Genomic DNA, 25,828 nt, shown 5'->3' with positions numbered 1-25,828 from the left:
GTCACGACATGGGCAAGATGTACGAGAAGCTCACCGACCGGCTGCGCGAGTTCGTCACCACGCAGCCGGTCTTCTTCGTCGCGACCGCTCCCGAGCAGGGTGGTCACGTCAACGTCTCCCCCAAGGGGTACGCGGACACCTTCGCGGTCATCGACGACACCACGGTGGCCTACCTCGACCTCGACGGCAGCGGCGTGGAGACCGTCGCCCACATTCGCGAGAACGGCCGCATCACGCTGATGTTCTGCGCCTTCAACGGCCCGCCGAAGATCGTCCGTCTTTTCGGCACCGGGCGGGTGGTGACCCCCCGCGACGCCGACTTCGCCGGCCTGCTCGCGCTCTTCGGGCCGCATCCGGGAGTGCGGTCGATCATCGTCGTGAGCTGTGACCGCATCGCCGACTCGTGCGGTTACGCGGTGCCCTTCATGGCGTACGAGCAGGACCGGACGCTGCTCGACGAGTGGGCGGGGCGCAAGGACGTCCAGCAGCGGCGGGACTACCGCGCCAAGCACAACCGGGAGAGCATCGACGGCCTGCCCGCGCTGGCGGCCGAGGAGACCGACCCGGCCATGCAGCACTCCTGATCGGCCATGCACGCTGGGCGAGGGCGGCGGTTCGGTGGTGCGCCCCCGCAGGCCCGGATGTGAAGGCGGCGTCCCGTGGCGGGCTCACCTGCGGTAGCCGGCCATCCGCTCCAGACGGGCGATCCGTGCGGCGACCGGCGGATGGGTCGCGAACAGCCTGCCGATCCGCGCGCCGCGGAACGGGTTGACGATCATCATGTGACCGGCGGAGGCGAGCCTGCCGTTCTCCGGGAGCGGCAGCCTGCGGACCTCCATCTCGATCTTGCGCAGCGCGGAGGCGAGAGCCAGCGGGTCGCCCGTAAGCCGTACGCTCGCGTCGTCGGCCGCGAACTCCCGGGAGCGCGCGATCGCCACCTGGATCATCGTGGCGGCGACTGGGCCGAGGATCATCACGAGGACGGCGCCGAGAAACCCCGGCGCCTCGTCGTCGTCGGAGCCGAAGAACAGACCGGCGTACCCGAAGTACGTGATCATGGTGGCGAGCGCGCCCGCGACCGAGGAGATCAGGATGTCCCGGTTGTGGATGTGCGACAGCTCGTGGCCGAGCACACCCTTGAGCTCACGCTCGTCCAGCAGCCCGAGGAGACCGTGCGTGACGCACACCGACCCGTCGCGCGGGTTGCGCCCGGTCGCGAACGCGTTGGGCTGCATCGTCGGAGACACGTACAGGCGGGGCATCGGCCCGCGCGCCTCGGTACACAGCTCGCGGACGACCCGGTAGAGGGCCGGCTGCTCCACCTCGGCCACGGGCCGGGCCCGCATGGCCGACAGCGCGATCCTGTCGGCGGAGAAGTAGGCGACGCCGGCGACCGCGAGAGCGACCACGACCGCGATGCGAGCACCCATGCCGCCCCCCAGCCAGGCCCCGGCCACCAGGAGCGACGCGGACAGCGCCCCCAGCAGGACCGCGGTGCGCAGGCGGTTGTGGTGCACGCCTCCTCCTCACGGTTGGGTGTGTCCGGTTCGGTGCGTCCAGCCCTACCAACGCGCATGGCCTGGACGAACGTTCCCCGTGAGGAACCTCACTGCGCGACCGACAGCACCACCTGCGGGGCGACGGAGAAGACCACGGTGACGGCGACCGTGACGGCGACGGCGACCCCCGCCGCCGCTCTCGTCGAGACCGTACGGCTCTCGCCCGCCGCGGGCGGCGCGAACAGCCGGGCGGTCCAGGCGATGTAGTAGTACAGCCCGGCCACCGTATTGGCCGCCACGACCACGGCCAGCCAGCCGAGTCCGCCGTCGACGACGGCCCGGAAGACGACGATCTTCGCGAACAGGCCGGCGAGCCCGGGCGGCAGCCCGGCCAGGCAGACGAGGGCGAAGGCGAGGGACAGCCCGGCGGCCGGGCTTCGCCACACCAGCCCCCGGTACGCCTCCAGGTCGCCGGTCTCGGCGTCCCCCTCACTCCCGAAGCCGCCACCGCTGAGATCGCCGGGGTCGTCGGCGTGCCGGCGGGCCATGAGCGTGACCACCGAGAAGGCGATCAGGTTCATCGCGGCGTAGAAGACGAGATAGGCGACCGACGCCCCGACGGCCACACGGGGTTCGGCATGAGGTGCAGCATGGGGTTCGGCGGCGTAGGCGGCCAGCGGCGCGAGGATGTAGCCCGACTGCGCGACCGACGACCAGGCGAGCAGCCGGACGGCGGCGCGCTGCCGCATGGCGAGGACGTTGCCCGCCGTCATGGTCAGGGCGGCGACGACCGCCACTCCGGGAGCCCACAACGCCGCCTGCCCCGCCAACGCCGACGTCAGCAGCAGGATCAGCCCGGCGAAGCCCGACGCCTTGGACACCACCGACAGCAGCGCCGCTATCGGAACCGGCGCGCCCCGGTAGACGTCCGCCGCCCAGAAGTGGAACGGCACCGCCGCGATCTTGAATGCGAAGCCCGCCACCACCAGCACCACGGCCACCGCCGTGACCTGGGCCATGTCCCCTGCTGTGTCCCCGGCCGTCCGGAGGGCGGCGGCGATGCGGCCGAGGTGGACCGAGCCGGTCACCCCATAGAGCAGCGATACGCCGAACAGCGTGATCGCGGTGGAGACCACGGAGACCAGGAAGAGCTTCAGGGCCGCCTCGGACGCGCGGCCGTCGTGGCGCCTGAGCGCGGTCAGCGCGAAGACCGGCAGCGACACCAGTTCCAGCGACACGACCAGCATGATGAGATCACGGGAGGCCGGCAGCAGGACCGCCCCGGTCAGCGTGGCCAGCAGCAGGAAGTACCACTCCCCGGCCGGGATACGGCCGCGCTCCGCGGGCCCGGTGCCACGTTGCACGGCGATCTCCGTCATCGACAGCAACACGACGACCAGACCGGCGGCGAGCACGACCGCCGCGATGACCAGAGTGAAGCGGTCCGCGACGAACGAGCACGACGCCGCGGCGGCCCGGCCGGAAGCGGACTCGCCGCCGAGGGAGGCGGGGACGCAGAACGTGCGCCGGGTCGCGCCGCTCACGGCCTGGGCGGCCACCACGGCCAGGGCCGCGGCCAGGCCGCCGAGTGTGACGAGACCGAGCGCGCGCGCACCGCCGGGGCGGGCGGGCAGGAACGCGTCGAGCAACAGCACGAGCCCTGCCACCAGCACGAGGACCAGCGGCGCCGCCACGGCGGCGTAATCGATGGACTGGATCGTCCCGCCGGTCATGGAGGCGCCCCCGATCCGAGGAGCGACTGGACGGCGGGCGTGGTCACGGCGAGCAGGGCCTTGGGCCACAGGCCGAACAGCACGATCAGCGCCACCAGCGGAAGCCAGGCCGCCAGCTCGTACGCCGAGACCTCGCCGAACCGCCGCCGCCCCCGGCCCGCTTCCGCGGCATCGGCGGCGCCCGCCCCGAAGGCGCCGGCGGCTCCCGCCGCCGCGGCGCCCGCGCGGGCGGTCTCCTGCCGCACGTCCTCGCGGTCCAGCGCGGCCACGGCGGCTCCCGTCGCGACGGGCTCGACCGGCTCCGCGCCCTCCCCCACCTCGCTGAGCACCTCGCGTACGCCCTCGGCGGTGGCGAGCGGAGGCCTCGGCGGCTCATCCGGCCTCAGCGGCTCTTCCGGCTCCGGCGGAGGCTCAAGAGGCCCGCCGAGCGGGATCGTTTCGACCGCCCGGCCGTGCGTCACCCGCGAGAGCATGACCAGGAAGTAGGCCGCCGTGAGCACCGTGCCGAGCCCGCCGACGGCCATGAACACGAGGAACAGCGGCCGGGAGAGCGCGGCGGCCGGGCGGAACGCGCCGAGCAGGGCGAGCATCTCCCCCCAGAACCCGGCGAGACCGGGCAGGCCCAGCGAGGCGACGCACGCGAAGGTCAGCAGCGACCCGACGTACGGCAGGCGGCGCAGCATGCCACCGCCCAGCCGGACCATGTCCGTCGTGCCGTACCGCTCCTTGACGGCACCGGCGAGGAAGAACAGCAGACCGGTGATCAACCCATGGGCGACGTTGGCGAACAGGGCGCCGTTCAGGCCCACCGGCGTGAGCGAGGCGAACCCGAGCAGCACGAACCCCATGTGGCCGACGGACGAGTAGGCGATCATCCGTTTGAGGTCGCGCTGGGCCAGGCAGGCGAGCGATCCGTACGCGATGCCCACGACGGCGAACGCGCCGAGCCAGGGAGCGAGGGCCGCCGCCCCCTCGGGAAGCACCGGGATCGCGATCCTGGCGTAGCCGTACGAGCCCATCTTGAGCAGCACGCCCGCGAGCAGGACCGAGCCGACGGTCGGCGCCTCGGTGTGCGCGTCGGGCAGCCAGGTGTGCAGCGGCCACATGGGCGTCTTCACCGCCAGCCCGAGGCCGATGGCGAGGAACGCGAGGATCTGCGCGGATCGGGTGATGCCCGCGCCGTGGCGCCCGGCCAGCGCGACCATGTCGAGAGTTCCGGCCTGCGTCCGGACGACGAGCAGGCCGATGAGGAGAACGGCCGAGCCGAGCAGCGTGTAGAGGATGAACTTCACGGCCGCCGCCCGCCTGCCCGCACCGCCCCACAGGGCGATCACGAAGTACATCGGGACCAGCACGACCTCGAAGAACACGAAGAACAGCAGCAGGTCGAGGGCGAGGAACGTGCCGATCATGCCGACCTCGAGCACGAGCAGCGTGACGACCAGCGCGCCGGGTCTGCCTCCCGCGGGCGGGTGCCCGGCGAGGTGGACGAAGCACAGGAACGCCAGCAGCGCGGTCAGCACGACGAGCGGCAGCGAGACGCCGTCCACACCCAGGTGGAACCGCAGGCCGAGGCCGGGGATCCACGGCTGGTCGGTCTCCAGCTGCATCGTGGCGGGCCGCCCGTGGTCGAAGACCGCCGCGAGCGCGGCGGCCAGGACCAGGACCAGGGCGGAGACGGCGATTCCCCAAGCCACCGCCCTGTCCCGGACAGCCGGAACGGCGGACGCGACCGCGCCGACCAGCGGCACGGCCACGAGTGCGATCGGCAGCCAGCTCACGTCGTCACCGCCCGTGCGAAAAGACGTGGACGACCGGTCCGATCGGCCGCGAACGGCACGAGGCCCGGGGGCGAACCGCGGGCGGGGCTCTCGTTTCGCGCGGGGCGCTTCATGTCAGCACCACCGCCGCCACCGCGAACGGCATGAGACCCGCGGGCGGGGCTCGCGTTCCGCGCGGGGCGCCTCATGTCAGCACCACCGCCGCGACCGCGATCAGCACGAGCCCGGCGAGCAGCCCGGTGACGTAGAGCTGCGCGTTGCCGTTCTGGGCGAGCCGCACCAGGCCGGACAGGCCGAGCGCCGCCCGGCCCGAGCCGCGGACCGCGCCGTCCACCACCCGCGCGTCCGTGCGGACCACTCCCCTGGCCAGGCGCAGGACGGGCCGGGCGACCAGCGCCGCGTACGCCGCGTCGACGTGGAAGGCCCGCTCACACGGCACTCTGAACGGGCCGAGCAGCCGGGCCGGGTCCTGCTCCGGCGCGGCCCGCCACAGGGCGTACACGACCCCGGCGCCGAGCAGCGCGACGGCGAAGCCGACGACGGCCGCCCCCCACTCGACCTCCGCACCGGCCGCCACACCCGCGAGGCCGAGCAGCAGGGCCGGCACGGCCAGCACCCCGGCCGGCCACAGCATCGACGGGGGCGCCTCCCGGCCGTCGAAGACGTGTGCCACGCCGGGCGGCGGCTCCGCGAGCGGCTCGATCCGGGCGGGACCGAAGAACGTGCGCAGCCAGGCCCGGGCGGCATACGCCCCGGTCACCCCCACGGTCAGCAGCGCCGACGCGTACACGAACGGCTGAGCCGGTCCCGCCCCGTGCTCGATCGCCGAGATCACCGCGTCCTTGCTGAAGAAACCACTCGCCGGCGGCAGCCCGGCGAGCGCGGCGAAGCCGATCGTCATCGTCCAGAACGTCACGGGAAGGGCCGTGCGCAGCCCGCCCATGTGGCTGATGAGGTTCGACCCGACGTGGTGGATGACCAGTCCCGCGCATAGGAACAGCAGGGCCTTGAACGCGCCGTGCGACACCAGGTGGAACATCGCCGCCCGGTCGGACCCGGCGGCCAGGGCGGCGGCCATGTAGGCGAGCTGGCTGATCGTCGAGTAGGCCAGCACGCGCTTGAGGTCGTCCTGCGCCAGCGCGGCGAGCGCGGCGCCCAGCATGCCGACGGCCGCGACCACGCCGAGCACGTCGAGCGTGGGCGGCGCCGCGAGGAAGGCCGGGTAGAGCCGGGCGACGACGAAGATCCCCGCCGCCACCATCGTGGCCGCGTGGATGAGCGCGCTGATCGGAGTGGGGCCGGCCATCGCGTCGGGCAGCCAGGTCTGCAGCGGCACCTGCGCGCTCTTGCCCGCGACCCCGGCGAGCAGCAGCAGCGTCGCGGCGATCAGGACTCCCCGCGGGATGTCGGCGCGCAGCACGTCGTCGATCCTGAAGCTGCCCGCCGCCATGCCGAGAGTGAAGATCCCGAACAGGAAGCCGACGTCACCGAGCCGGGTGACCAGGAACGCCTTGACCGCCGCCCGGGAGTTGGCCCGGTCCTCCCACCAGTGCCCGATGAGCAGGTAGGAGCACAGGCCCATGATCTCCCAGCCGACGTAGAGGACGATCAGGTCCCCCGCGTAGACCACCAGCAACATGGCGCTGGTGAATAGGCTGACGAACGCACTGTAGGACGGGTAGCGGGGTTCGTCCCGCATGTACCCGACCGAGTAGACCTGCACCGCCAGCGCGACCACGACGACCAGGATGCCCGCGAGCACTGACAATCCGTCGGCCCGCAGAGTCAGGGAGATCGGCACCGACCCCGTCTCGACCGGCGTCAGCGTGCCCTCGGCCCGCCCGGGGAACAGCTCCGACCAGAACCGCCCTCCTGACACCCCGGTTCCCGCCGCGAGGGAGACGGCGAGCCACACCGTGAGCGCCGCCGACACCGCGCCCGGTGCGATCGCGAACCACGCCGCCCGCCGGTACACCGCCCGTTCCGTACCGGTTTCCAAGTCACGCACGCGCGCGTCACGGGGACGCGGATCACGAAGACCGAGGCGTGTCGCCAGCAGCCCGGCCGCGGCGGCGGCGAACGGAAACAGGATGATCAGAGCCGTCACGGCGGTCACGGGGCGCCCTCCCCGTCCGCAGGCTGTACGGCGGACCCCGCCGGGCGTTCGGATCCGGGTCCGGACGCGGGCGGAACCTCGGCGAGTGCCCGCAACCGGTCGACGTCGACGGTCCGCCTCGTGCGGAAGACGGCCAGCACGATCGCCAGCCCCAGGCCCACCTCGGCCGCGGCGATCACGCTGACGAACAGCGTCAGCACCTGGCCGCCGTGCAGGCGGTCACCGAGCCATACGTCGAAGGCCACCAGGTTGAGGTTGACCGCGTTGAGCATCAATTCGACCGACATCAGCACGAGGATCGCGTTGCGCCGGGCCAGCACGCCGTACACACCGATGGAGAACAGCAGGGCGGAGACCACCACCGGATAGACGACGTGCACCTCGCTCACCGCCTCAGTGCCGTGGGCCTGGTCGATAACGACGTCATTCCCGCCCCCTGATATCGGTACGGGACAGGACGATCGCACCGATCAGCGCGGCGAGCAGGAGCACCGACAGCGCCTCGAACGGCAGCACCCAGACGCGGAAGACGCTCGCTCCCAGGGGTTCGGCCGCGCCCTGTCCGGGATGAAGCGGCGCGTACGCCGCGCGGAAACCGGTGACGACGACGGTGACGAGCACGGCGGCCGTCGCGACGGCGACCAGCGCGGCGGCCCAGCGGTTGCCGGAGTCGAGGCCGGAGGAGGGCCCGATGGGCGCGCGGGTCAGCATGATGCCGAACAGCAGCAGCACCACGACCGCGCCCACGTAGATCAGCACCTGCACCCAGGCGACGAACTCGGCGGTCAGCACCAGGTAGCCCCCCGCGAGCGCGCCGAAGCAGACGACCAGCCACAGCGCCGCGTGGACGAGTTGCCTGGTCGTGACGACCAGCAGGGCCGAGCCGACGACGACGGCGCCGAGCAGCAGGAAGACGATCTCAGGCCCCGAGGGCGGCCACAACCCCGGCGCCTGGGAGGTCATCGCTCCTCCTCGGGCCCGTCCTTCTTGTCCGGCGCCGAACCCGCCTTCTTGGGCAGCGAACCCGGCGGCCGGATGGAGCGGATGTCGCGCATGGCTCTCGGTGGCTCACGCCGCGGACGGCTCTCGGGAGTCTCCGATGGTTCCACGGCCGGTCGCCGCGGGGTCTCCCGCGCGGTGTCCCGCACGGGCTCGCGCACCCCGTCCTCCGCCGTCTCCCGCCCAGCGCTCTGCGGCGTGTCCTGTGCCGTTTCCTGCGGCGTTTCCTGCGCCGTGGACGCGCCCTCGGCCGCTCCCTTCACCGCTGCGGGCGGCGCCGTACGGCGGGCGGGCGACGGCCGGGAACCGGCCGACAGTTCCTTCGGCGACTCCGCGCCGACCTCGTGGGCCGGCGGGGGCGGCACGGTGGCCGCCCACTCGCCCAGCCTGTCCTTCTCGTGCAGGAGGTCGCGGATGTCGTATTCGGCGTACTCGAACTCGGGCGACCAGAACAGCGCGTCGAAGGGGCACACTTCGATGCAGATGCCGCAGTACATGCACAGCGAGAAGTCGATCGCGAAGCGATCGAGCACGTTGCGGGCACGCGGACGGCCGCCCTCGGGTGCCGGCAGGGTCTCCTTGTGGGAGTCGATGTAAATACACCAGTCGGGACACTCGCGGGCGCAGAGCATGCAGACCGTGCAGTTCTCCTCCACCAGGGCGATCACGCCCCGGCTGCGGGCGGGCAGGTCGGGATGGACCTCCGGGTACTGCTGTGTCTCCGACTTCCGCAGCATGTGCCGCATGGTCACAGCCAGGCCCTTGGCCAACCCTTCTCCTGGAATGCGCGCCACACGTTCATCATCGCGCACTACCGGCGATGAGTGAACGCGCTCCAGACGTTTTCCACACCGTCCACACTCTAATCCCCAGGGTTATCCACAGGATCCGGGGAGAAGAGGGAAGCACGAACACTCACAAATACGTATCGTCTGGAACATGAACGGCTATGGCGGGCCGGAAGGTGACCCCTCCGGACCACAGGGACCGCAGGTGCCCTCCAGACATCCGTCGTCGCAGCCACCCCGAGGACGTCGGGCGCCCCAGGGTCCGTACGGGCAGCAGGGCCCCTACGGGACCTACCCGCCGCCGCCCCCGCAACCTCCCGCGCCGCCGCACGCGCGGCCACCCGTACGGCCGGCCGCCCCGCCACGGCCCGCGCAACCACGGCCCGCACAGCCGCACCAGCCTCCATCCGTGCGGCCACCGTTCGCGCAGCCGCAGGTTCCCCCACCCGTGCGGCCGCCCGCGCCCCCGCCGATGCCGTCACCCCCGCACCGGCCTTCCAGCGCCCCCAGCTTCCTGTGGGCGCTTTCCCCGCTGTACACCTGCGGCTTCGGCACCCCCTTCACCATGCTGTACGCAGCCATCCGCAAGCGCAGCGTGTGGTACGGGGCGGCCTCCGCCGGATACGCCACGGCCACCGGCGCGTGGATCTACCTGTCCGAGATCTACGACGACATGGATGCCCCCGCCCTGGCGTCTTTCCTGATGGTCGTCTGCATGCTGACTCCGTGGCTCTTCGGCACCGTGCACTCCCTCGCGGTCAGGAAGCAGGTTTTCGAGGACGCCGCGCCGTATTCACCGGCGAACGAGCAGGCGCTCGCGATGGCGCAGTATCGCCGCGGCCTGCGAGAGCAGGCCAGGGAGCTGGCGCAGCACGATCCGGCGATGGCGCGCGAGCTGCGGATCGGCCGGCCCGACCTGCCCCGGCAGTACGACGACGGCGGCCTGGTCGACGTCAACCGCGCCCCTGCTGCGGTCATCGCGAACCTGCCCGGCCTGACGCCCGCGCTCGCCGACGAGATCGTGCGCGTACGCGACCAGGTCGGCGGTTTCGTCTCGGCCGAGGATGTCTCGGCCGCCGCGTCCCTGCCCCCGCACCTCACCGCCGACCTCGCCGAATACGGAATTTTCCTCCCATAGTCAGTCGGTAATCCCGATTGTCGTCGCGCATATCCCTGGCTGAGCCATCGGCGTTTCCTTAGGCTTCAAGGTGCGTCAGCCGTGACAGCGGGAGGGCCCAGTGACGTCATCCGAGATCGCCGAATGCAGGGCGGACATGGCCGCGGCCGCCACCGCCGTGCGGGAGATCCTCCAGGCGCTCAGCGCCGTCCCCGCCATGTTCGGTGACCACACCTGGCAGGGCCCGTCGGCCGACCGCTGGGCGACCGGCTGGAACGCCAGAAGGACTCAGCTCACCAGGCTGTTCGACGCCGTGCTCGCCGAACAGCCGCACCTGATCGCCCGTGTGGAGGAGGCGGAGCGCCGCAAAGCCGCCTCGTAGGCCACCGCACCGGGAAGGATCGCCGTGGGGGAGTTCGTCGGAGTCGATCCAGAAAACCTCAAGGAGCTGACCAGACGACTGGAACAGCTTCATGAGTTGCTGGCCCGGCATAGTCCGCTCATACAGCAGAAAATGCAGAAATGGGGGAGCGAAGTCGCGGTCACCTCGTTGCCCGGCCTCATCGCCGCCGCGCTCGACGACGTCCGCGACATGGACGCCCGCACGACCAGGGCGTACGAACTGGCGAGGCAGCAGGGCTGGAGCGCGCTGGGCCGTGCGCCCGGCATACCCGGCCTCATCTACAAACGGCCACCCAACGTACGGCTGGACTGGGAGGCGACGGGGCAGAGCGGATACCAGGGCAAGCGGGATGCGGAGACGCTGACCGCCGCCCTCGCGGCCAAGGACCCCCAGGACGTGCGCCTCGCCCTCCTGGGACTGCCGGACAGTCTGCGGCGGCACCTCGCCGACAAGGACTACCAGGCGGCCTTCTGGGCGGGGGCGGGCCCGCTCGCGCTGCGGGCCGCCCGCGCGCTGTACCAACGAGCGGGGGGCGCCCTATTCAGCGCGGAGAGCCTGAGCGTACTGCGGGCGCTCGGGGCGTCCCTGGCCGCCGCCAGCCAGATGCGCGTCGGCACGGGCAAGGACCGCCGCCCGTTACTGCCCGCCGCGACCCGCGCCACCCTCACCGGGAGCTCCGACCCCTGGTCGGTCGGAATGCTCGTGAAGTACGGCCCCGAGGGCAGGTCGTGGGACTCCCGCCTGCTCGCCGACCTGACCCGTGCCATGCTCGACGCCCGCGCCGCCGGCAAGACCATCTGGCCGCCCGCCCGCGGCAAGCTGGAAACCAACGTCGACGCCTTACGTCACCAGCGGCTTATGGCGGACTACGACGCCGTGGGGGCCGTCCTCCAGCGGGCGGCGGAGAACGGGATGGCCGCCCGGCACGTGCTGGGCGATCCGGCCACCGGCCTCAAGTACGCCCGCATGCTCGTCAGCGACTCCTGGCACACCCCCGGCTACGACCCTGGCCCCTTCCTGAGCTCATACGTACGCCCGGGCGGCGCGCTTCCGCCCACCGGCCAGGTGGACCTTTCGGCGCCCACCGCGGCCTTCCTCAAGGCCGCCGTCTCAGCCGAGCGCGGCACCTCCGTGGACGCCAAGGAGTCCGCCTGGTCCGTCGTTCACATCGCCCAAGCCACCGCCGACTTCTCCAAGCTTCACCCGCAGACGGTGCTGCCCAGAGAGATCCGGCACGCGCTGATCTACACCGCCGACCGCTACCTCCCCGATTTCGCCGCCTCGGCAAGTCATGAATTCACCGCATCCATGGCGATGCAGAGAGGCGAGGATGCCGCAAGTCCCTGGGCTCCTGTCGTACGGCCGGCTGAATTGGAGGCCCTGTTCGGGCAGGCGCTGCAGGAACCGAAAGAGTTCGGTGCTTACAAGGGAAAGATGGACGGACGTATAAGCGTTGCCGTCGCCGCCACAATCAAGGACCCCTCGGATCAGAATTACCTACGAGAGATGGGCGGCCTCTACGGCATGATCCAGAGAATTCAGGGCGACCACCACTTCGCCGAGGAACAACTGAAGGACGAGCAAGCCACCCGCACGCAGACGGCGATCTCGATAGTCAGCGGAGGCTTCGGCGCATTGAGCTTCAGCAATGCATTCGGCCCGGGAACGATCACACAGATCCTCGTCGCCCTGGCTGCCCCGCCGCTCAACGCCATGTTCGACACCGACTTCGCCCTTCAGGCGTATAAGAGCAACGCGGACGACTTTCGTGCTCAAGTCCTGCATGTCGAGGCGCCAGTACTACAGGGATTGATACTAGCCGGCGCGATCACCCCGCCCGACGATGCAAGCTGGGTGAAGAACGGCGTTGTCACTCGCACCGCGGCGATGGCCGACTGGGTCAGCCGGCACTCCGACACGAGGTATTTGGGAAAGACTTTCACGGAATGGGTAAAAGAGGCGCAGGACGCCATGAGGTTACAACAATGAGCAGGCGTCATCTGGCCGGCCTCCTGGCCGTCGCCGTCTGCACCCAGATGCTGGCGAGTTGTACGCGGAGAGAATCGCCCACTTCACCTGAGGCAGGTGAAGCAGAACGGCGCGGCCAGGCTCTCGTCGCCGTCGTCCAATGCTTCGTGGACCACAATGTGCTGGCGCGGAGCGAGGCGGAGAACCATTCATGGTTCGAGAACGGCAAGGTGCAGCAGACTGCGGCCCTCGTGGACTGGGCGAGCAGCCACGCGGAAACCAGCTTCAGCGGGAAGACGCTGCAGGTGTGGGAGGACGAGGCGACGGCGGGGTGGCCGGGGTGGAGGTGCCCGTTGTGAGGCCGCTCAGGCGGTGAGGACCCTGACGACTCCGGTGAGGGCGAGCTGGAGGAGCGCGAGGGGCACCAGGACGGTCCAGGCGAACCTCTGCAGCTGGTCCTCGCGCAGCCGGGGATAGCTGACGCGCACCCAGATGACGACGAAGGCCAGTGCGAAGACCTTCAGGAGTGTCCACACCGGGCCGGGCAGGAGGGGCCCCTGCCAGCCGCCGAGGAACAGCACCGTAGTCAGGGCGGAGAGCACCACGATCCCGGCGTACTCGGCCAGCATGAACAGGGCGAAGCGGAATCCCGCGTACTCCGTCATCGGGCCCATGATGATCTCGGACTCGGCCATTGGCATGTCGAACGGCGGCCGGCGCAGCTCGGCCAGCCCTGCGACGAAGAACACGAAGGCCCCGATCGCCTGCCAGGGAAGCCACCACCAGCGCCACTGCCCGGCGATGCCCTGCAGCGACAGCGTGCCCGCGGCCATCGCCACGCTGGAGGCGGCGAGCACCAGCGGCAGCTCGTACGACATCAACTGGGCGGCGGCCCGGATGCCGCCGAGCACGCTGTACTTGTTGGCCGACGCCCACCCCGCCATGATCGCGCCGAGCACGCCGACGCCCATCACCGCCAGCACGAAGAACAGACCCGCGTCGAGGTCCACGGCCGCCAGTCCGGGGCCGACCGGGATCACGACCATCACGACGAGGTACGGCACGAGCGCCACCGCCGGGGCGATCGCGAAGATCCGCCGGTCGGCCGCGGCCGGGATGACGTCCTCCTTCTGGGCGAACTTGACGCCGTCCGCGAGGAGTTGCGCCCACCCGTGGAAACCGCCGGCGTACATCGGCCCGAGCCGCGACTGCATGTGGGCCATGGCCTTGTGCTCCATCTGCCCGACGATCAGCGGCAGCAGCAGGAACGCCGCCACCACGACGATCAGCCGGACCGCGACGTCGAGCACCTCGGCCATGTGGCGGCCCCTCTCAGGATGACGCCCAGTCGGGTGGCACGCCCGGGGGCGACATCCGGCGGCGGCTCGGCGAGCCGTGGCCGGACTCCCCCGGTTCCTTCGCCCCGGGCCACGCCTTGGCTACCCGGGCGGCCAGCACGAAGTCCTTACGCAACGGGTGGCCCTCGAAACCGTCCGGCAGCAGCAGAGGGCGCAGGTCCGGGTGGCCGTCGAAGACGACGCCGAACATCTCGTACGTCTCCCGCTCGTGCCAGTTCGCCCCGCGGAAGACGCCGGTGGCTGTCGGCAGGCGGGGGTCGGCGCGCGGGACCCGGGTGCGTACGAGCAGGTGCGCGAACGCGACCGGATCGAACACGTGGGCCACGACGGCGAACGCCTCGGGCGGCTCGTCCACGGCGGTCAGCCAGTCGAAGAACTCGAATCCGGCCGAGCGCGCGAACGCCAGCGCGCCGGCCCACTCGCCGGGGTCCACGTCGAGCACGTCCTGGCCCAGGGAATCGGTGACGCGGGAGCCGTACCGCTCGCGCACGACCTCGATGCTCATGCGTCCGCCTCCGGCCGGTAGCGGTCCTCCAGCGTCTCGGCGGCGATCTTCTCCTGGAGCTTCATGATGCCGTGCAGCAGCGCCTCGGGGCGGGGCGGGCACCCGGGGACGTACACGTCCACGGGGATGATCTGGTCGACGCCCTTGGTGACGCAGTAGGAGTCCCAGTAGGGCCCGCCCGAGTTGGAGCAGGCGCCGAACGAGATGACGTATTTGGGGTCGGGCATCTGCTCGTACAGCCGTCGTACGGCGGGAGCCATCTTGTCCGTCACCGTGCCCGACACGATCATCAGGTCGGCCTGCCGGGGACCGTTGGCGAACGGGATCACTCCGAAGCGGATGAAGTCGTGCCTGCTCATCGACGTCGCGATGAACTCGATGGCGCAGCAGGCCAGCCCGAAGTTGAAGACCCACAGGGAGTAGCGACGGCCCCAGTTCAGCACGAACTTCATCGGCTTGGGCGCCAGCCGGGACACCGGCCCCACCGTGGGCATCGGGAGATCGTTCACGGGCATGCGGTCACCGCCATGCCGTCCATTGTCCTCTCCCCTGCCGGTCGGGTCACGTCCAGCCCAGAACTCTCTTGCGCCAGGCGTACAGGATGCCGAGCGCGATGAACGCGAGGAAGACGAACATCTCCACCAGCGTCGTCATGCCGTACCCGGGGGCGGCGAAGACGGTGGCCCAGGGGAAGAGGAACACCGCGTCGACGGCGAAGACCACGTAGAGATAGGTGAAGACGTAGTAACGGATCTGCGACTGCGCCCAGCCCTCGCCGACGGGGTCGACCCCGCACTCGTACGTCGTGAGCTTCTCGGGGGTCGGCCGGCTGGGACGTAACAAGCGGTTCACGAACAGCCCGCCCGCGAAGATCGCCACGCCGACGAGGAAGAGGACGACGACCACGGCATATGAGCCGAAATATCCACTCATACCGCCTCCCAGGTCTCGAGGATAACCCCGGCACGATCTCAAGGGCTGAACACCTGACGGTCACATCCGAGTCCCGCGCATATAGTTGAGGATCGTGACCCGAATCATGCTCGTCGCCCGCTTGCACCTGGACCTGTGCCGGCTCGCGTCGGGCCTGTGTCGCCCGGATGGTTCGCGAGGCTGACGGTGCGCCGCCCCCCGGCGGCCGAGGCACCAGCGGGAACGCGCCACAGGCGCGGAAAGTCCCGGTAGAACGCACGTCAAGTGCACGTCTACGAACAAACCAGCGTGACCCCGATGGATCTAGCATGGACATGACAACGTGCCACCAGCAGGCAGGCCTGGGCGCGTCAAGGAGGACTGAGGAGCTGTGACCAAGCAGGTTCAGCAACTCGACCGCGTGATCATCCGGTTCGCGGGTGACTCCGGCGACGGAATGCAGCTCACCGGTGATCGGTTCACGGCGGAGACGGGCCAGTTCGGCAACGACCTGTCGACGCTCCCCAACTTCCCGGCGGAGATCCGCGCTCCCGCCGGCACCCTGCCCGGGGTGTCGAGCTTCCAGTTGCACTTCGCCGACCACGACATCCTGACCCCCGGTGACGCGCCCAACGTGCTCGTCGCCATGAACCCCGCCGCGTTGAAGGCGAACCTCGGGGATCTTCCCCGCGGCGCCGACATCATCGCCAACACCGACGAGTTCACCAAGCGCAACCTGTCCAAGGTGGGCTACGACGGCAACCCGCTCGAGGACGACTCCCTCAAGGAGTGGCGCCTGCACGCGGTGCCGCTGACCTCGCTGACGGTCAAGGCGCTCGAGGGCTACGACATCTCCAAGAAGGACGCCGAGCGGGCCAAGAACATGTTCGCGCTCGGTCTGCTGTCGTGGCTGTACAACCGGCCGACCGAGGGGACGGTCCAGTTCCTCGAGGCCAAGTTCGCCAAGAAGCCGGAGATCGCCAAGGCGAACATCGCGGCATTCCAGGCGGGCTGGAACTACGGAGAGACGACCGAGTCCTTCTCGGTCTCGTATGAGATCAAGCCGGCCACGCTCCGGCCGGGCACCTACCGGAACATCTCCGGCAACCAGGCCCTGGCGTACGGGCTCATCGCGGCGTCGGTGCAGTCGAAGCTGCCACTGTTCCTCGGTTCGTACCCGATCACCCCGGCCTCCGACATCCTGCACGAGCTGTCCAAGCACAAGCGGTTCGGAATCCGGACGTTCCAGGCCGAGGACGAGATCGCCGGCGTCGGCGCCGCCCTTGGCGCCGCTTTCGGCGGGTCGCTGGGCGTGACCACGACCTCCGGCCCGGGCATCGCGCTCAAGGCCGAGACGGTGGGCCTCGCGGTGACCACGGAGCTGCCGTTGATCGTCGTGGACGTGCAGCGGGCCGGGCCGTCAACGGGCATGCCGACCAAGACCGAGCAGACCGACCTGCTGATGGCGTTGTACGGCCGCAACGGCGAGTCGCCGGTGCCGGTGCTGGCGGCGGCCACGCCGTCGGACTGCTTCACCATGGCGGTCGAGGCGGCACGGATCGCGCTGAAGTACCGCACCCCGGTCATGCTCCTGTCGGACGGCTACCTCGCCAACGGCTCCGAGCCGTGGCGCATCCCGGACATCGACGAGCTGCCGGACATCTCCATCCAGTTCACCACCGAGCCCAACGGCGAGGACGGGACCTACCTCCCGTTCAAGCGCGACCCGGAGACGCTGGCCCGCCCGTGGGCGGTGCCCGGCACGGCGGGCCTTGAACACCGGATCGGCGGCATCGAGAAGGCCGACGGCACCGGAAACATCTCCTACGACCCGGACAACCACGACAAGATGGTCCGGCTGCGCCAGGCCAAGATCGACGGCATCGACGTGCCCGACCTGGTGGTCGACGACCCCGACGGCGACGCCCGGGTGCTCGTGCTCGGCTGGGGCTCGACGTACGGGCCGATCGCGGCGGCGGCCCGCCGGGTGCGCGCGGCCGGGCACAAGGTCGCGCAGGCGCACATCCGTCACCTCAACCCGCTGCCGGCCAACACGGGCGAGGTGCTGCGCTCCTACGACAAGGTGCTGCTGCCCGAGATCAATCTCGGCCAGCTCGCCATGCTGCTGCGGGCCCGCTTCCTGGTCGACGTGATCAGCTACAACCGGGTGCGCGGGCTCCCGTTCAAGGCCGCCGAGCTCGCCGCCGTCATTCAGGACGTGATCGAAAGTGACTGACATCGCCAACGGGAGCCTCAACGGCAAGGGGCTCGCCCTCATCCCCCGTACGGACGCCAAGCAGACCCTGAAGGACTTCAAGTCCGACCAGGAGGTGCGCTGGTGCCCGGGCTGCGGTGACTACGCGATCCTGGCGGCGGTGCAGAGCTTCCTGCCCGAGCTGGGCCTGCGGCGCGAGAACATCGTGTTCGTCTCCGGCATCGGCTGCTCCTCGCGCTTCCCGTACTACCTCAACACCTACGGCATGCACTCGATCCACGGGCGGGCGCCGGCCATCGCGACCGGTCTCGCCGCGTCCCGGCCGGATCTGTCGGTGTGGGTCATCACCGGAGACGGCGACGCGCTGTCGATCGGCGGCAACCACCTGATCCACGCGCTGCGCCGCAACGTCAACCTGAACATCCTGCTGTTCAACAACAGGATCTACGGCCTGACCAAGGGGCAGTACTCCCCGACCTCAGAGATCGGCAAGATCACCAAGTCGACGCCGATGGGGTCGCTGGACAAGCCGTTCAACCCGATCTCGCTGGCGATCGGCGCCGAGGCCGGGTTCGTCGCCCGGACCATCGACAGCGACCGTAAGCACCTGCAGAGCGTGCTGCGCCAGGCCGCCGAGCACCGCGGCGCCTCGCTGGTGGAGATCTACCAGAACTGCAACATCTTCAACGACGGCGCCTTCGACACGCTCAAGGACCCGGCCACCCGCGACGAGATCACCGTCCGGCTCGAGCACGGGCAGCCGATCGTGTTCGGCACCGGCGACAACGAGCGTGCCGTACGGCTGTCGCGCACGGGCGGCGTCGAGGTCGTGCGCCGCGCCGAGGTGGCCGACAGCGAGATCCTCGTGCACGATGCCCACAACCCCGACCCGTCCCTGGCGTTCGCGCTGTCGCGACTGGACGAGCCGGCGTTCCAGCACGTGCCGATCGGCGTCTTCCGCTCGGTCGACCGGCCTGCCTACGATCACCTGCTCAACGAGCAGCTCGAGGCGGCCACGGCCGACAAGGGCGCCGGCAGCCTCGCCGGCCTGCTCCACGGCGGGGACACCTGGACCATCGGCTGAGCACGAATCAATCAGGGAAGGGACCGGCCTTAGGGCGGGTCCCTTTTCCTATTACCGGCCCTGAATCTGCTGGAGATCGTCAACCGGGGGCGTCATCAGGCCGTCCCTCTGTGGTGACAGATCACCACATGACAGCGCCGGAAGAGTCGCCGTGGACGGGAAGGAAGGTCCTGGTCACCGGAGCGGCCGGATTCATCGGATCCCGGCTCTCCCTGCGCCTGACCGCGCTGGGCGCGCAGGTGCACGGCGTCAGCAGACGGAAGATCGCGGACGACACGTGCGTGTGGCACACCGCGGATCTGACGGACGCCGAGGGCACCACGGAACTCGTCCGCTCCGTCCGGCCGGATGTGGTCTTCCATCTCGCCGCCGAGGTGAACGGCTCGCGCGGCACGGAGACGCTCGTGCCCACACTGACCAATACCGTGGTGGGTTCCGTCAACCTGCTCAACGCCGCGCACGGCCTCGGTGCCCGGGTCGTCATGGCGGGCTCCGTCGAAGAGGCCCGGCCGGAGCTGGGCGAGACGCTGACCTCGTCCCCGTACGCCGTCGCGCGGTGGGCCGCGACCGGGTACGCGCGGCTGTTCCACCAGCTGTGGGATCTCCCCGTGACCGTCCTGCGGATCTCGATGGTGTACGGTCCCGGCCAGCCCGACACGACCAAGGTGGTGCCCTACGTCGCGCAGTGCCTGCTGCGCGGCGAGGAGCCGTCGCTGACGGCGGGAAAGCGGCGCATGGATTGGGTGTACGTGGACGACGTGGCCGAGGCCCTCGTGCTCGCCGCTGAGAGGGAGAACGCGGTCGGCCGGGTCTTCGACATCGGCACAGGCGACGGCATCGCCGTACGAGACATCGTGACCAGGTTGTACGAACTGGCCGGCAGCACGGCGACGCCGCCGTTCGGCACACGGCCGGAGCGCGTCATGGACGTCGAACGGTTCGCCCACGTCGAGGAGGCCGCCGACGTGCTGGGCTGGCGCGCCACGACGCCCGTCGACGAAGGACTCAGGCGCACCCTGGAGTGGTACGGCCGACGGCTGTGACGCTCACTCCCGCTTGTCGCGGCCGAACAGCTCGACGAGGGCAGGCGGGGTCCAGCGCTTGGCCACCTGCCTCGCGTTGAACGTCCATTTCTCACCCGGCCGCTCCTTGAACAGCGTCGAGTGGTCCGTGGTGATCTCTTCTTCGGGACGGCCGTTGGTGTAGTAGTACAGCGCCATCGATCGCCGGGCCCGATCCTCGGGACAGGTCAGCGGGTCGGGGTGCCCGTGGTTCGCGTCGTCCGTCGTGGCGAACAGCACGAACCTGTTGAAGACCGGCAGGATTTTGTGCTCGCAGGCGGTCATGTCCGTGTTCCACAACTGCAGGTGCCCGCCGTAGCTCTCCTCCCAGTCCTTGTTCAGGTACAGCAGGCCGTTCAGCCGCCGGTCGAGGTTGAGCTTGCGGCTCTTGTTGAAGTCGGCGTGCACCTTGAGGAAGCCGCCCGGGCGGATCTGGTGCAGACCGCCGCCTTCCAGATGAGGGTCGGACACCAGGTGCGTGATACCGGTCAGCCGTTCCAGGAACTCGACGAACACGCCCCCGTTGAATTCCGCGAGCAGCGACCTGGTCGCCGGGCCCATCCTCTCCGTGTCGGCCAGGGCGAGTTTGATCTCGCGTGCGTCGTCGAACCGCTGCCAGCTCGCATCGCGGGGCTCGGGAAATTCGGCCAGGACGGGTTCCAGCACGCTCGGCGGCAGGAAGTCATCGATCACCACGTGCCTGAACGGCTTGGCGTTGAGGAATTCCTCCCGCAGCCGATCGGCGACGGGGAACAATTCCTCGCGTCTGAAGGTGAACGACTGAACGTCCCGCATACCGCTGACCCCCTCTGATTCTGCCGATCCCACTGGTGTGCATATCGTGACGGAGAAGTCCGGTCGTTACATCGGAAAAGATCGGCCCCCGGGGGGCTAGCATTCGGCGTGGCCGGAATGTTCGTCGGAGCCCTGCCTCGGAGGCCCGCATGCCAGGCATCCCCAGAATCGCCGTCGTGATCGTCACTTACAACAGCGCGAAAATCCTCGGAGGATGCCTCGACTCGCTCCCGGCCGGAGCGCGGGGCGTCGACCTGCGGGAGATCGTCGTCGCGGACAACGCCTCCAGGGACGAGTCGACGGCCATCGCCGAGCGGGCCGGGGCCACCGTGGTGCGGGTGGGCAGGAACGCCGGATACGCCGCCGCCTTCAACGCGGGTGTGGCCGCCCTGGACCTGTGGCGGCTCGACGCCGTGATGATCCTGAATCCCGACTGCCGTCTGCGGCCGGGCTGTCTGGCCCCGCTCGCCGCGGCTCTCGGCGAACCGGGCCTCGGCATCGCCGCGCCGCGTCTGCTGAGCGTGGACGGCCACACCCATCCCTCGCTGCGCCGGACCCCCAGCGTACGGCGGGCGTGGGCGGAGGCTCTGATCGGCGGGCGGCTTGCCGGTCGCGTGGCCGCCCTCGGCGAGGTGATCACCGATCCCGCCGTCTACGAGCGGCCGGGGCCGGCCGACTGGGCGACGGGCGCCGCCCTCCTCATGTCCGTGCGGGCGCTTGCCGACGTGGGGCCGTGGGACGAGTCCTTCCTCCTGTACAGCGAGGAGACCGAGTACGCGCTGCGCGCCGCCGACCGGGGGTGGCGCCTCTGGTACGAGCCGTCCGCGGTGGTGGAGCACATCGGCGGCGAGGCCAAGGTGAACCCCATGCTGGCCGCGCTGCTGACGGTCAACAAGGTCAGGTTGTTCCGCAGGCGCCGTGGCCCCGTCTCGTCGGCGGCCTATTACCTGGCCGTGGTCCTCGGTGAGAGCATCCGCGCGCTGCGCGGGCGGCGTCCTGCACGCGAAGCGGTGGCGTGGCTGCTGCGCCCCTCACGCCGCATCAGCGCGCTTCCCGACTGAAGAGCCATATCGACCGAAGAACCGACCAAAACGTCTATTAGACCACGCCCGTAACGATCGACGCCACCCACGCGACTACTGGGGGACTGACTGTCGTGACGGAGGGGGCTTCCCCGTGAGGATCAGCGTGTTCGGGCTCGGCTATGTCGGCTGCGTGTCGGCCGCCTGCCTGGCATCGCGAGGCCACCAGGTGATCGGCGTCGACGTCAACCCCGTGAAGGTCGACCTGATCAGGCGGGGCCGGGCGCCGGTGGTCGAGGAACGCATCGGCGAACTGACCGCCCAGGTCGTCGCTTCCGGCGCGCTGCGTGCCACCACCGACGCCGCCGAGGCCGTCAGGTCGAGCGAGCTCTCCCTGGTCTGCGTCGGCACTCCCTCCGCGTCCAACGGCAGCCTGACCACCGCCTACCTGGAGCGCGTGGCCGAGCAGATCGGCGAGGCGCTGGCGGACCGGCGGGACTGGCACACCGTGGTCTTCCGCAGCACGATGCTGCCGGGCACCACGGCCTCGGTGCTCGTGCCGATCCTGGAGAAGGCCTCGGGCCGCACCGCGGGCGTGGACTTCGGCGTCGCGGTCAACCCCGAGTTCCTGCGTGAGGGCACGAGCGTCAAGGATTTCTTCGACCCGCCCAAGACCGTCATCGGCGAGCTCGACCCCACCAGCGGGGACGTGCTCGCCGGCCTCTACGAAGGGCTGCCTGGACCGGTGTTCCGGGTGCCGGTCACCGTCGCCGAGATGACGAAGTACGCCGACAACTCGTTCCACGGCCTGAAGATCGCCTTCGCCAACGAGCTCGGCGCCGTCTGCGCCGCTCTCGGGGTCGACTCCCATCAGGTGATGGACGTGTTCCTGGCCGACACCAAGCTCAACGTGAGCCGCGCCTACCTGCGCCCGGGGTTCGCCTTCGGCGGCTCGTGCCTGCCCAAGGACCTGCGCGGCCTCGTTTACGCCGCCCGACGGGCGGACGTCGCGGTGCCGCTGCTTTCGCATGTGCTGCCCTCGAACGAGGAGCACCTGCGCCGGGCCTTCGACCTGGTCGCGGCGACCGGCAGGCGCCGGATCGGCCTGTTCGGCCTGTCGTTCAAGCCCGGCACCGACGACCTGCGCGAGAGCCCTCTGGTCGAGCTCGCGGAGCGGCTCCTCGGCAAGGGCTACGACCTGCGCATCTACGATGCCAACGTCTCGATGTCCCGCCTCATCGGGGCCAACCGGGACTACATCGCGAGCCGCCTGCCGCACCTGGGCGAGCTGCTGTCCAACTCCGTCGACGACGTGCTCGCGCACGCCGAGGTCTGCGTGGTGGGATGCGACGATCCCGCCGTTCTGGACGCGCTCGGCGACTCCGGAGACAAGGAGATCGTCGATCTCATCCGCCTGCCCGACGCCGGAGAGCGTCGCCGACACCCGGGATACACAGGACTTGGCTGGTAAGGCACTCATTCTGGTGGAGAACCTGTCCGTGCCGTTCGATCGGCGCGTGTGGCAGGAGAGCCTCGCGCTGCGCGACGCCGGCTGGGAGGTGCACGTCATCTGCCCTCGGGGCGCCAGGCGTGACACCGAGCCGTACGCGGAGATCGGCGGGATCAGGATCCACCGGTATCCGCTCAGGGCCGCCACCGGCGGCCCTGCCGGTTACCTGCGGGAGTACGGCTCCGCGCTCTGGCACACCTACCGGCTGGCCCGCCGGATCGGACCGGTCGACGTGATCCACGCCTGCAATCCGCCGGACCTGTTCTTCTTGATGACCAAGCTGCCCGGGTCCCGGGGTGCCCGGTTCGTGTTCGACCAGCACGACCTGGTGCCCGAGCTCTATCTGTCGCGGTTCCGTCGAGGTGAGGACTTTCTCTACCGCCTCGTGTGCCGCCTGGAGCGGGCCACCTACCGGGCGGCCGACATCGTCATCGCCACCAACGAGAGCTATCGGGAGGTCGCGCTCACCCGCGGCGGCAAGCGCCCGGAAGAGGTCTTCGTGGTGCGCAGCGCACCCGCCGTCGAGCGGTTCCACGAGGTCCCGCCGCGGCCGGAGCTGAAGAAGGGCAAGCCGCACCTGCTGTGCTACCTCGGCGTGATGGGCCCGCAGGACGGCGTGGACTACGCGTTACGCGCCCTGGCGAAGCTGCGGGACGAGCAGAACAGGACCGACTGGCACGCGGCCTTCGTCGGCGCGGGGGACGCGTTCGACGACATGGTCCGGCTCTCCCGTGACCTCGGCCTGGCCGACTTCGTCGACTTCACCGGACGCATCCCCGACGAGGACCTCCTCCACTACCTCTCCACGGCGGACGTGTGCCTGTCACCCGACCCGCTCAATCCGCTCAACGACGTCTCGACGATGAACAAGGTCATGGAGTACATGGCGATGGCACGCCCGATCGTCTCCTTCGACCTGCGCGAGGCGAAGGTCTCCGCGGGCGAGGCGGCGCTCTACGCGCCGCCGAACGACGAGTCCGAGTTCGCCAAGCTCGTCGCCCTGCTCCTCGACGACCCGGAAGAACGCCGGCGTATGGGAGAGCTCGGACGGGCCCGGGTCGCAGGTCCGCTGTCGTGGGAGAACTCGAAACAGTCGCTCATCGCGGCGTACGAGGCGGCACGGAGCCGGTGAAGCCGATCGCGAGCGTCGTGATCCCGGCGTTCAACGAGGAGGCGGCGCTGGACCGCTGCCTGGGGCCGCTGCTGGCCGGAGCGGCGCCGGGCGAGTTCGACGTGGTCGTCGTCCCCAACGGGTGCACGGACGGGACGGCACGGGTCGCACGGCGGCTCGGGGCGAGGGTCGTGGAGACGGCGCGGCCGGGCAAGGCGAACGCGTTGCGCCTGGGCGACGCGGCCTGCTCGGTGTTCCCGCGCATCTACCTGGACGCCGACGTGCTGCTCGACACCGGGTCCGCGCGGGCCCTGGTGGCCGCGCTTGAGGAGTCCGGCGCGGCGGCCGCGGCGCCCGTTCCGGTCTGGGACCTGTCGGGCGCCGGCCGTACCGCCCGGCGCGTCCACCACGTCCATGAGCGGTTGCTGGGACCGCGGCGCGCGCTGGCGGGCGTCGGCGTGTACGCACTGAGCCGGGCCGGGCACGCACGGGTGTTCCCGATGCCCGACGTCGTGGCCGACGACGAGCTGGTGCACCGCAGCTTCGGCCCGCACGAGCGCGTGGTCGTGGCGGAGGCGCGCTCGGTGGTGCGGCCGGCCCGCACGGTGCGGGCGCACCTGCGCCGGCGCGTACGGGTCCGGCTGGGCAATCGCCAGCTGACGGAGCTGGGCCTGCCCGCGCCCGAGGGAAGGCTCGGTTCGCGCGCCCTCGCCACGCTGGTCGCGTCGCGGTCCGTGAGTCCCCTGGACGCCGCCTGCTACCTTGCCGTCCTGCTCGCCGACCGCGCGCTGACCCGCAGGCGGTCGGCGCGCGCGGCCGCGATCGCCTGGTCGACCGACTCGACCAGCAGGTGAAGGGAAGCGCATGCACGTGCGACACATGGGGCTGGACGGAGTGCTGTTGTTCGTCCCCACGCCCCACCGGGACGATCGCGGACTGTTCACCCGCACCTTCGACGCCCGGCTCGCGGCCGAACACGGACTCGACCCGAACTCCTTCATCCAGGACAGCCAGTCCCGCTCGCGTCTGGGGACGGTACGGGGCATGCACGGCAGATCGGGGCGGGGCGAGGCCAAGCTGGTCCGCTGCGCGCGCGGGGCGATACTCGACGTGCTCGTGGACGCCCGGCCCGGCTCCCCCACGTTCGGCGAACATCTCACCGTGCGGCTGGACGACGAGTCGTTCCACACCTTGTATGTCCCGCCGGGGTTCCTGCACGGCTTCCAGGCGCTCACCGAGCAGACCGACGTCTGCTACCGGATCGACCGGGAGCACGACCCCGCCGAGGATCTCGCCGTACGGTTCGACGATCCCGACCTCAAGATCGACTGGCCGCTGCCGGTCGGTGCGATCAGCGCCCGGGACCTGTCGGCGGGTTCGTGGACGGAGCTCCGGGAACGCCTGTCGCGATGAGATCGTCACTCCTGTGGGCCGTCCCTCTCGCGCTGCTCGCGGCCGCCTCCTGCACCCCGGCGTCCCCGGAGCGCACCCCGCCGGCCGTGCCGTCCCCTCCGGCGACCTCCGTCTCCCCCGTGAGCGGATGCTCCGGCTACCCCACTCCGGCGTGTACGGGCGTGCCCAAGGGCAGGCGGCTGAAGACGCTCCGCCCCAACTTCTACGGCGCTTATCGGGTGACGCAGGACGGGACGGTGCTGGACGGCGTGCACGTCCCCGGCACACTCCTGATCACCGCCAGGAACGTCACCGTCAAGAACAGCCTCATCGACGGCGACGTGAAAAACGACTACGACGGCAGGATCTACCCCTTCACGATCAGTGACTCCACCGTCGGCCCCGAACACGGCTGCAACCAGAGCGTCGGCATCTGGAGCGCCCAGTTCACCGCCACCC

27 protein-coding genes are annotated in these 25,828 nt (G+C 70.3%); 15 read left to right on the top strand and 12 right to left on the bottom strand.

Going from position 1 to position 25,828, the window contains the following annotated elements:
• Positions 1 to 8 precede the first annotated feature (8 nt).
• Complete coding sequence (locus AB0O28_RS29220) at positions 9 to 584, top strand: pyridoxamine 5'-phosphate oxidase family protein (RefSeq protein WP_363645669.1); 576 nt, start codon at positions 9 to 11, stop codon at positions 582 to 584.
• Positions 585 to 668: 84 nt separating this feature from the next.
• Here the strand turns inward: AB0O28_RS29220 and AB0O28_RS29215 are convergent, their stop codons facing one another.
• The 7 genes from AB0O28_RS29215 to AB0O28_RS29185 form a co-directional block, all read right to left on the bottom strand.
• Positions 669 to 1,517, bottom strand: coding sequence for a M48 family metalloprotease (locus AB0O28_RS29215; RefSeq protein ID WP_363645667.1), 849 nt, complete (start codon positions 1,515 to 1,517; stop codon positions 669 to 671).
• An 89-nt stretch (positions 1,518 to 1,606) separates the two neighbouring features.
• Complete coding sequence (locus AB0O28_RS29210; RefSeq protein ID WP_363645665.1) at positions 1,607 to 3,232, bottom strand: proton-conducting transporter membrane subunit; 1,626 nt, start codon at positions 3,230 to 3,232, stop codon at positions 1,607 to 1,609.
• The gene (locus tag AB0O28_RS29205) at positions 3,229 to 5,013 is read right to left on the bottom strand and encodes an NADH-quinone oxidoreductase subunit M (protein WP_363645663.1); all 1,785 of its coding nucleotides are present in this window, start codon (positions 5,011 to 5,013) and stop codon (positions 3,229 to 3,231) included. Before AB0O28_RS29205 ends, AB0O28_RS29210 begins: the two co-directional genes overlap by 4 nt.
• Before the next feature lie 184 nt (positions 5,014 to 5,197).
• Positions 5,198 to 7,129, bottom strand: coding sequence for an NADH-quinone oxidoreductase subunit L (locus AB0O28_RS29200; protein ID WP_363645661.1), 1,932 nt, complete (start codon positions 7,127 to 7,129; stop codon positions 5,198 to 5,200).
• Positions 7,126 to 7,509 (bottom strand): NADH-quinone oxidoreductase subunit NuoK, encoded by a 384-nt coding sequence (gene nuoK / locus AB0O28_RS29195; RefSeq protein WP_363645887.1) that lies wholly within the window; start codon positions 7,507 to 7,509, stop codon positions 7,126 to 7,128. The genes AB0O28_RS29200 and nuoK overlap by 4 nt, the downstream gene beginning before the upstream one ends.
• A 43-nt stretch (positions 7,510 to 7,552) precedes the next feature.
• On the bottom strand, positions 7,553 to 8,092 hold the full coding sequence (locus AB0O28_RS29190) for an NADH-quinone oxidoreductase subunit J (protein ID WP_363645659.1): 540 nt from the start codon (positions 8,090 to 8,092) through the stop codon (positions 7,553 to 7,555).
• The gene (locus tag AB0O28_RS29185) at positions 8,089 to 8,865 is read right to left on the bottom strand and encodes a 4Fe-4S binding protein (protein WP_363645657.1); all 777 of its coding nucleotides are present in this window, start codon (positions 8,863 to 8,865) and stop codon (positions 8,089 to 8,091) included. The genes AB0O28_RS29190 and AB0O28_RS29185 overlap by 4 nt, the downstream gene beginning before the upstream one ends.
• A gap of 460 nt (positions 8,866 to 9,325) precedes the next feature.
• Here AB0O28_RS29185 and AB0O28_RS29180 point away from each other — a divergent pair, with 460 nt between their 5' ends.
• From AB0O28_RS29180 to AB0O28_RS29165, 4 genes are all read left to right on the top strand, one after another.
• Positions 9,326 to 10,054, top strand: a complete 729-nt coding sequence (locus tag AB0O28_RS29180; RefSeq protein ID WP_363645655.1) for a helix-hairpin-helix domain-containing protein — start codon at positions 9,326 to 9,328, stop codon at positions 10,052 to 10,054.
• Between the two features lie 100 nt (positions 10,055 to 10,154).
• The gene (locus AB0O28_RS29175; protein ID WP_363645653.1) at positions 10,155 to 10,415 is read left to right on the top strand and encodes a hypothetical protein; all 261 of its coding nucleotides are present in this window, start codon (positions 10,155 to 10,157) and stop codon (positions 10,413 to 10,415) included.
• Positions 10,416 to 10,439: 24 nt separating this feature from the next.
• Positions 10,440 to 12,425 (top strand): hypothetical protein, encoded by a 1,986-nt coding sequence (locus AB0O28_RS29170; protein WP_363645652.1) that lies wholly within the window; start codon positions 10,440 to 10,442, stop codon positions 12,423 to 12,425.
• A complete protein-coding gene (locus AB0O28_RS29165; RefSeq protein ID WP_363645650.1) occupies positions 12,422 to 12,763 on the top strand; it encodes a hypothetical protein in 342 nt (113 codons plus the stop codon). The genes AB0O28_RS29170 and AB0O28_RS29165 overlap by 4 nt, the downstream gene beginning before the upstream one ends.
• A 6-nt stretch (positions 12,764 to 12,769) precedes the next feature.
• Here AB0O28_RS29165 and nuoH read toward each other — a convergent pair whose 3' ends face one another.
• The 4 genes from nuoH to AB0O28_RS29145 form a co-directional block, all read right to left on the bottom strand.
• Entirely contained in the window at positions 12,770 to 13,723 is a 954-nt protein-coding gene (gene nuoH, locus AB0O28_RS29160; RefSeq protein WP_363645648.1) for an NADH-quinone oxidoreductase subunit NuoH, read from the bottom strand.
• Between the two features lie 13 nt (positions 13,724 to 13,736).
• Entirely contained in the window at positions 13,737 to 14,267 is a 531-nt protein-coding gene (locus AB0O28_RS29155) for an NADH-quinone oxidoreductase subunit C (protein ID WP_363645646.1), read from the bottom strand.
• Positions 14,264 to 14,719 carry an NADH-quinone oxidoreductase subunit B family protein gene (locus AB0O28_RS29150; RefSeq protein WP_363645886.1) on the bottom strand — a complete coding sequence of 152 codons (456 nt, stop codon included), beginning with the start codon at positions 14,717 to 14,719 and terminating at the stop codon, positions 14,264 to 14,266. The genes AB0O28_RS29155 and AB0O28_RS29150 overlap by 4 nt, the downstream gene beginning before the upstream one ends.
• Before the next feature lie 109 nt (positions 14,720 to 14,828).
• Positions 14,829 to 15,200 carry an NADH-quinone oxidoreductase subunit A gene (locus tag AB0O28_RS29145; RefSeq protein ID WP_363645644.1) on the bottom strand — a complete coding sequence of 124 codons (372 nt, stop codon included), beginning with the start codon at positions 15,198 to 15,200 and terminating at the stop codon, positions 14,829 to 14,831.
• A gap of 106 nt (positions 15,201 to 15,306) precedes the next feature.
• Between AB0O28_RS29145 and AB0O28_RS29140 the strand changes: the two genes are divergently transcribed.
• The 4 genes from AB0O28_RS29140 (at position 15,307) to AB0O28_RS29125 (ending at position 19,521) form a co-directional block, all read left to right on the top strand.
• Positions 15,307 to 15,384 carry a putative leader peptide gene (locus AB0O28_RS29140; RefSeq protein WP_363645885.1) on the top strand — a complete coding sequence of 26 codons (78 nt, stop codon included), beginning with the start codon at positions 15,307 to 15,309 and terminating at the stop codon, positions 15,382 to 15,384.
• Between the two features lie 186 nt (positions 15,385 to 15,570).
• Positions 15,571 to 17,415: a 2-oxoacid:acceptor oxidoreductase subunit alpha gene (locus AB0O28_RS29135; protein ID WP_363645642.1), complete on the top strand. Its 1,845-nt coding sequence runs from the start codon at positions 15,571 to 15,573 to the stop codon at positions 17,413 to 17,415.
• Positions 17,408 to 18,478, top strand: coding sequence for a 2-oxoacid:ferredoxin oxidoreductase subunit beta (locus AB0O28_RS29130; RefSeq protein WP_363645640.1), 1,071 nt, complete (start codon positions 17,408 to 17,410; stop codon positions 18,476 to 18,478). Before AB0O28_RS29135 ends, AB0O28_RS29130 begins: the two co-directional genes overlap by 8 nt.
• A 128-nt stretch (positions 18,479 to 18,606) precedes the next feature.
• Positions 18,607 to 19,521, top strand: coding sequence for an NAD-dependent epimerase/dehydratase family protein (locus tag AB0O28_RS29125; protein WP_363645638.1), 915 nt, complete (start codon positions 18,607 to 18,609; stop codon positions 19,519 to 19,521).
• Positions 19,522 to 19,524: 3 nt separating this feature from the next.
• Here the strand turns inward: AB0O28_RS29125 and AB0O28_RS29120 are convergent, their stop codons facing one another.
• Positions 19,525 to 20,334, bottom strand: a complete 810-nt coding sequence (locus AB0O28_RS29120; RefSeq protein ID WP_363645636.1) for a 2OG-Fe(II) oxygenase — start codon at positions 20,332 to 20,334, stop codon at positions 19,525 to 19,527.
• Positions 20,335 to 20,483: 149 nt separating this feature from the next.
• Between AB0O28_RS29120 and AB0O28_RS29115 the strand changes: the two genes are divergently transcribed.
• The 6 genes from AB0O28_RS29115 to AB0O28_RS29090 form a co-directional block, all read left to right on the top strand.
• A complete protein-coding gene (locus AB0O28_RS29115; RefSeq protein ID WP_363645634.1) occupies positions 20,484 to 21,395 on the top strand; it encodes a glycosyltransferase family 2 protein in 912 nt (303 codons plus the stop codon).
• A gap of 115 nt (positions 21,396 to 21,510) precedes the next feature.
• On the top strand, positions 21,511 to 22,827 hold the full coding sequence (locus tag AB0O28_RS29110) for a nucleotide sugar dehydrogenase (protein WP_363645632.1): 1,317 nt from the start codon (positions 21,511 to 21,513) through the stop codon (positions 22,825 to 22,827).
• Positions 22,817 to 23,998 carry a glycosyltransferase family 4 protein gene (locus AB0O28_RS29105; RefSeq protein WP_363645630.1) on the top strand — a complete coding sequence of 394 codons (1,182 nt, stop codon included), beginning with the start codon at positions 22,817 to 22,819 and terminating at the stop codon, positions 23,996 to 23,998. Before AB0O28_RS29110 ends, AB0O28_RS29105 begins: the two co-directional genes overlap by 11 nt.
• A complete protein-coding gene (locus AB0O28_RS29100) occupies positions 23,995 to 24,831 on the top strand; it encodes a glycosyltransferase (protein WP_363645628.1) in 837 nt (278 codons plus the stop codon). The genes AB0O28_RS29105 and AB0O28_RS29100 overlap by 4 nt, the downstream gene beginning before the upstream one ends.
• A gap of 10 nt (positions 24,832 to 24,841) precedes the next feature.
• Positions 24,842 to 25,390, top strand: coding sequence for a dTDP-4-dehydrorhamnose 3,5-epimerase (gene rfbC, locus AB0O28_RS29095; protein WP_363645626.1), 549 nt, complete (start codon positions 24,842 to 24,844; stop codon positions 25,388 to 25,390).
• Positions 25,387 to 25,828: hypothetical protein (locus AB0O28_RS29090; RefSeq protein WP_363645624.1), on the top strand; the 442-nt coding region annotated here is incomplete at its 3' end. The genes rfbC and AB0O28_RS29090, both read left to right, overlap by 4 nt.

The sequence above is a fragment of the Microbispora sp. NPDC088329 genome, assembly GCF_040685655.1.
Lineage (GTDB): Bacteria > Actinomycetota > Actinomycetes > Streptosporangiales > Streptosporangiaceae > Microbispora.
The sequence above is the reverse complement of the archived record's forward strand: the minus strand, read 5'-3'. Positions and strand labels throughout refer to the sequence as shown.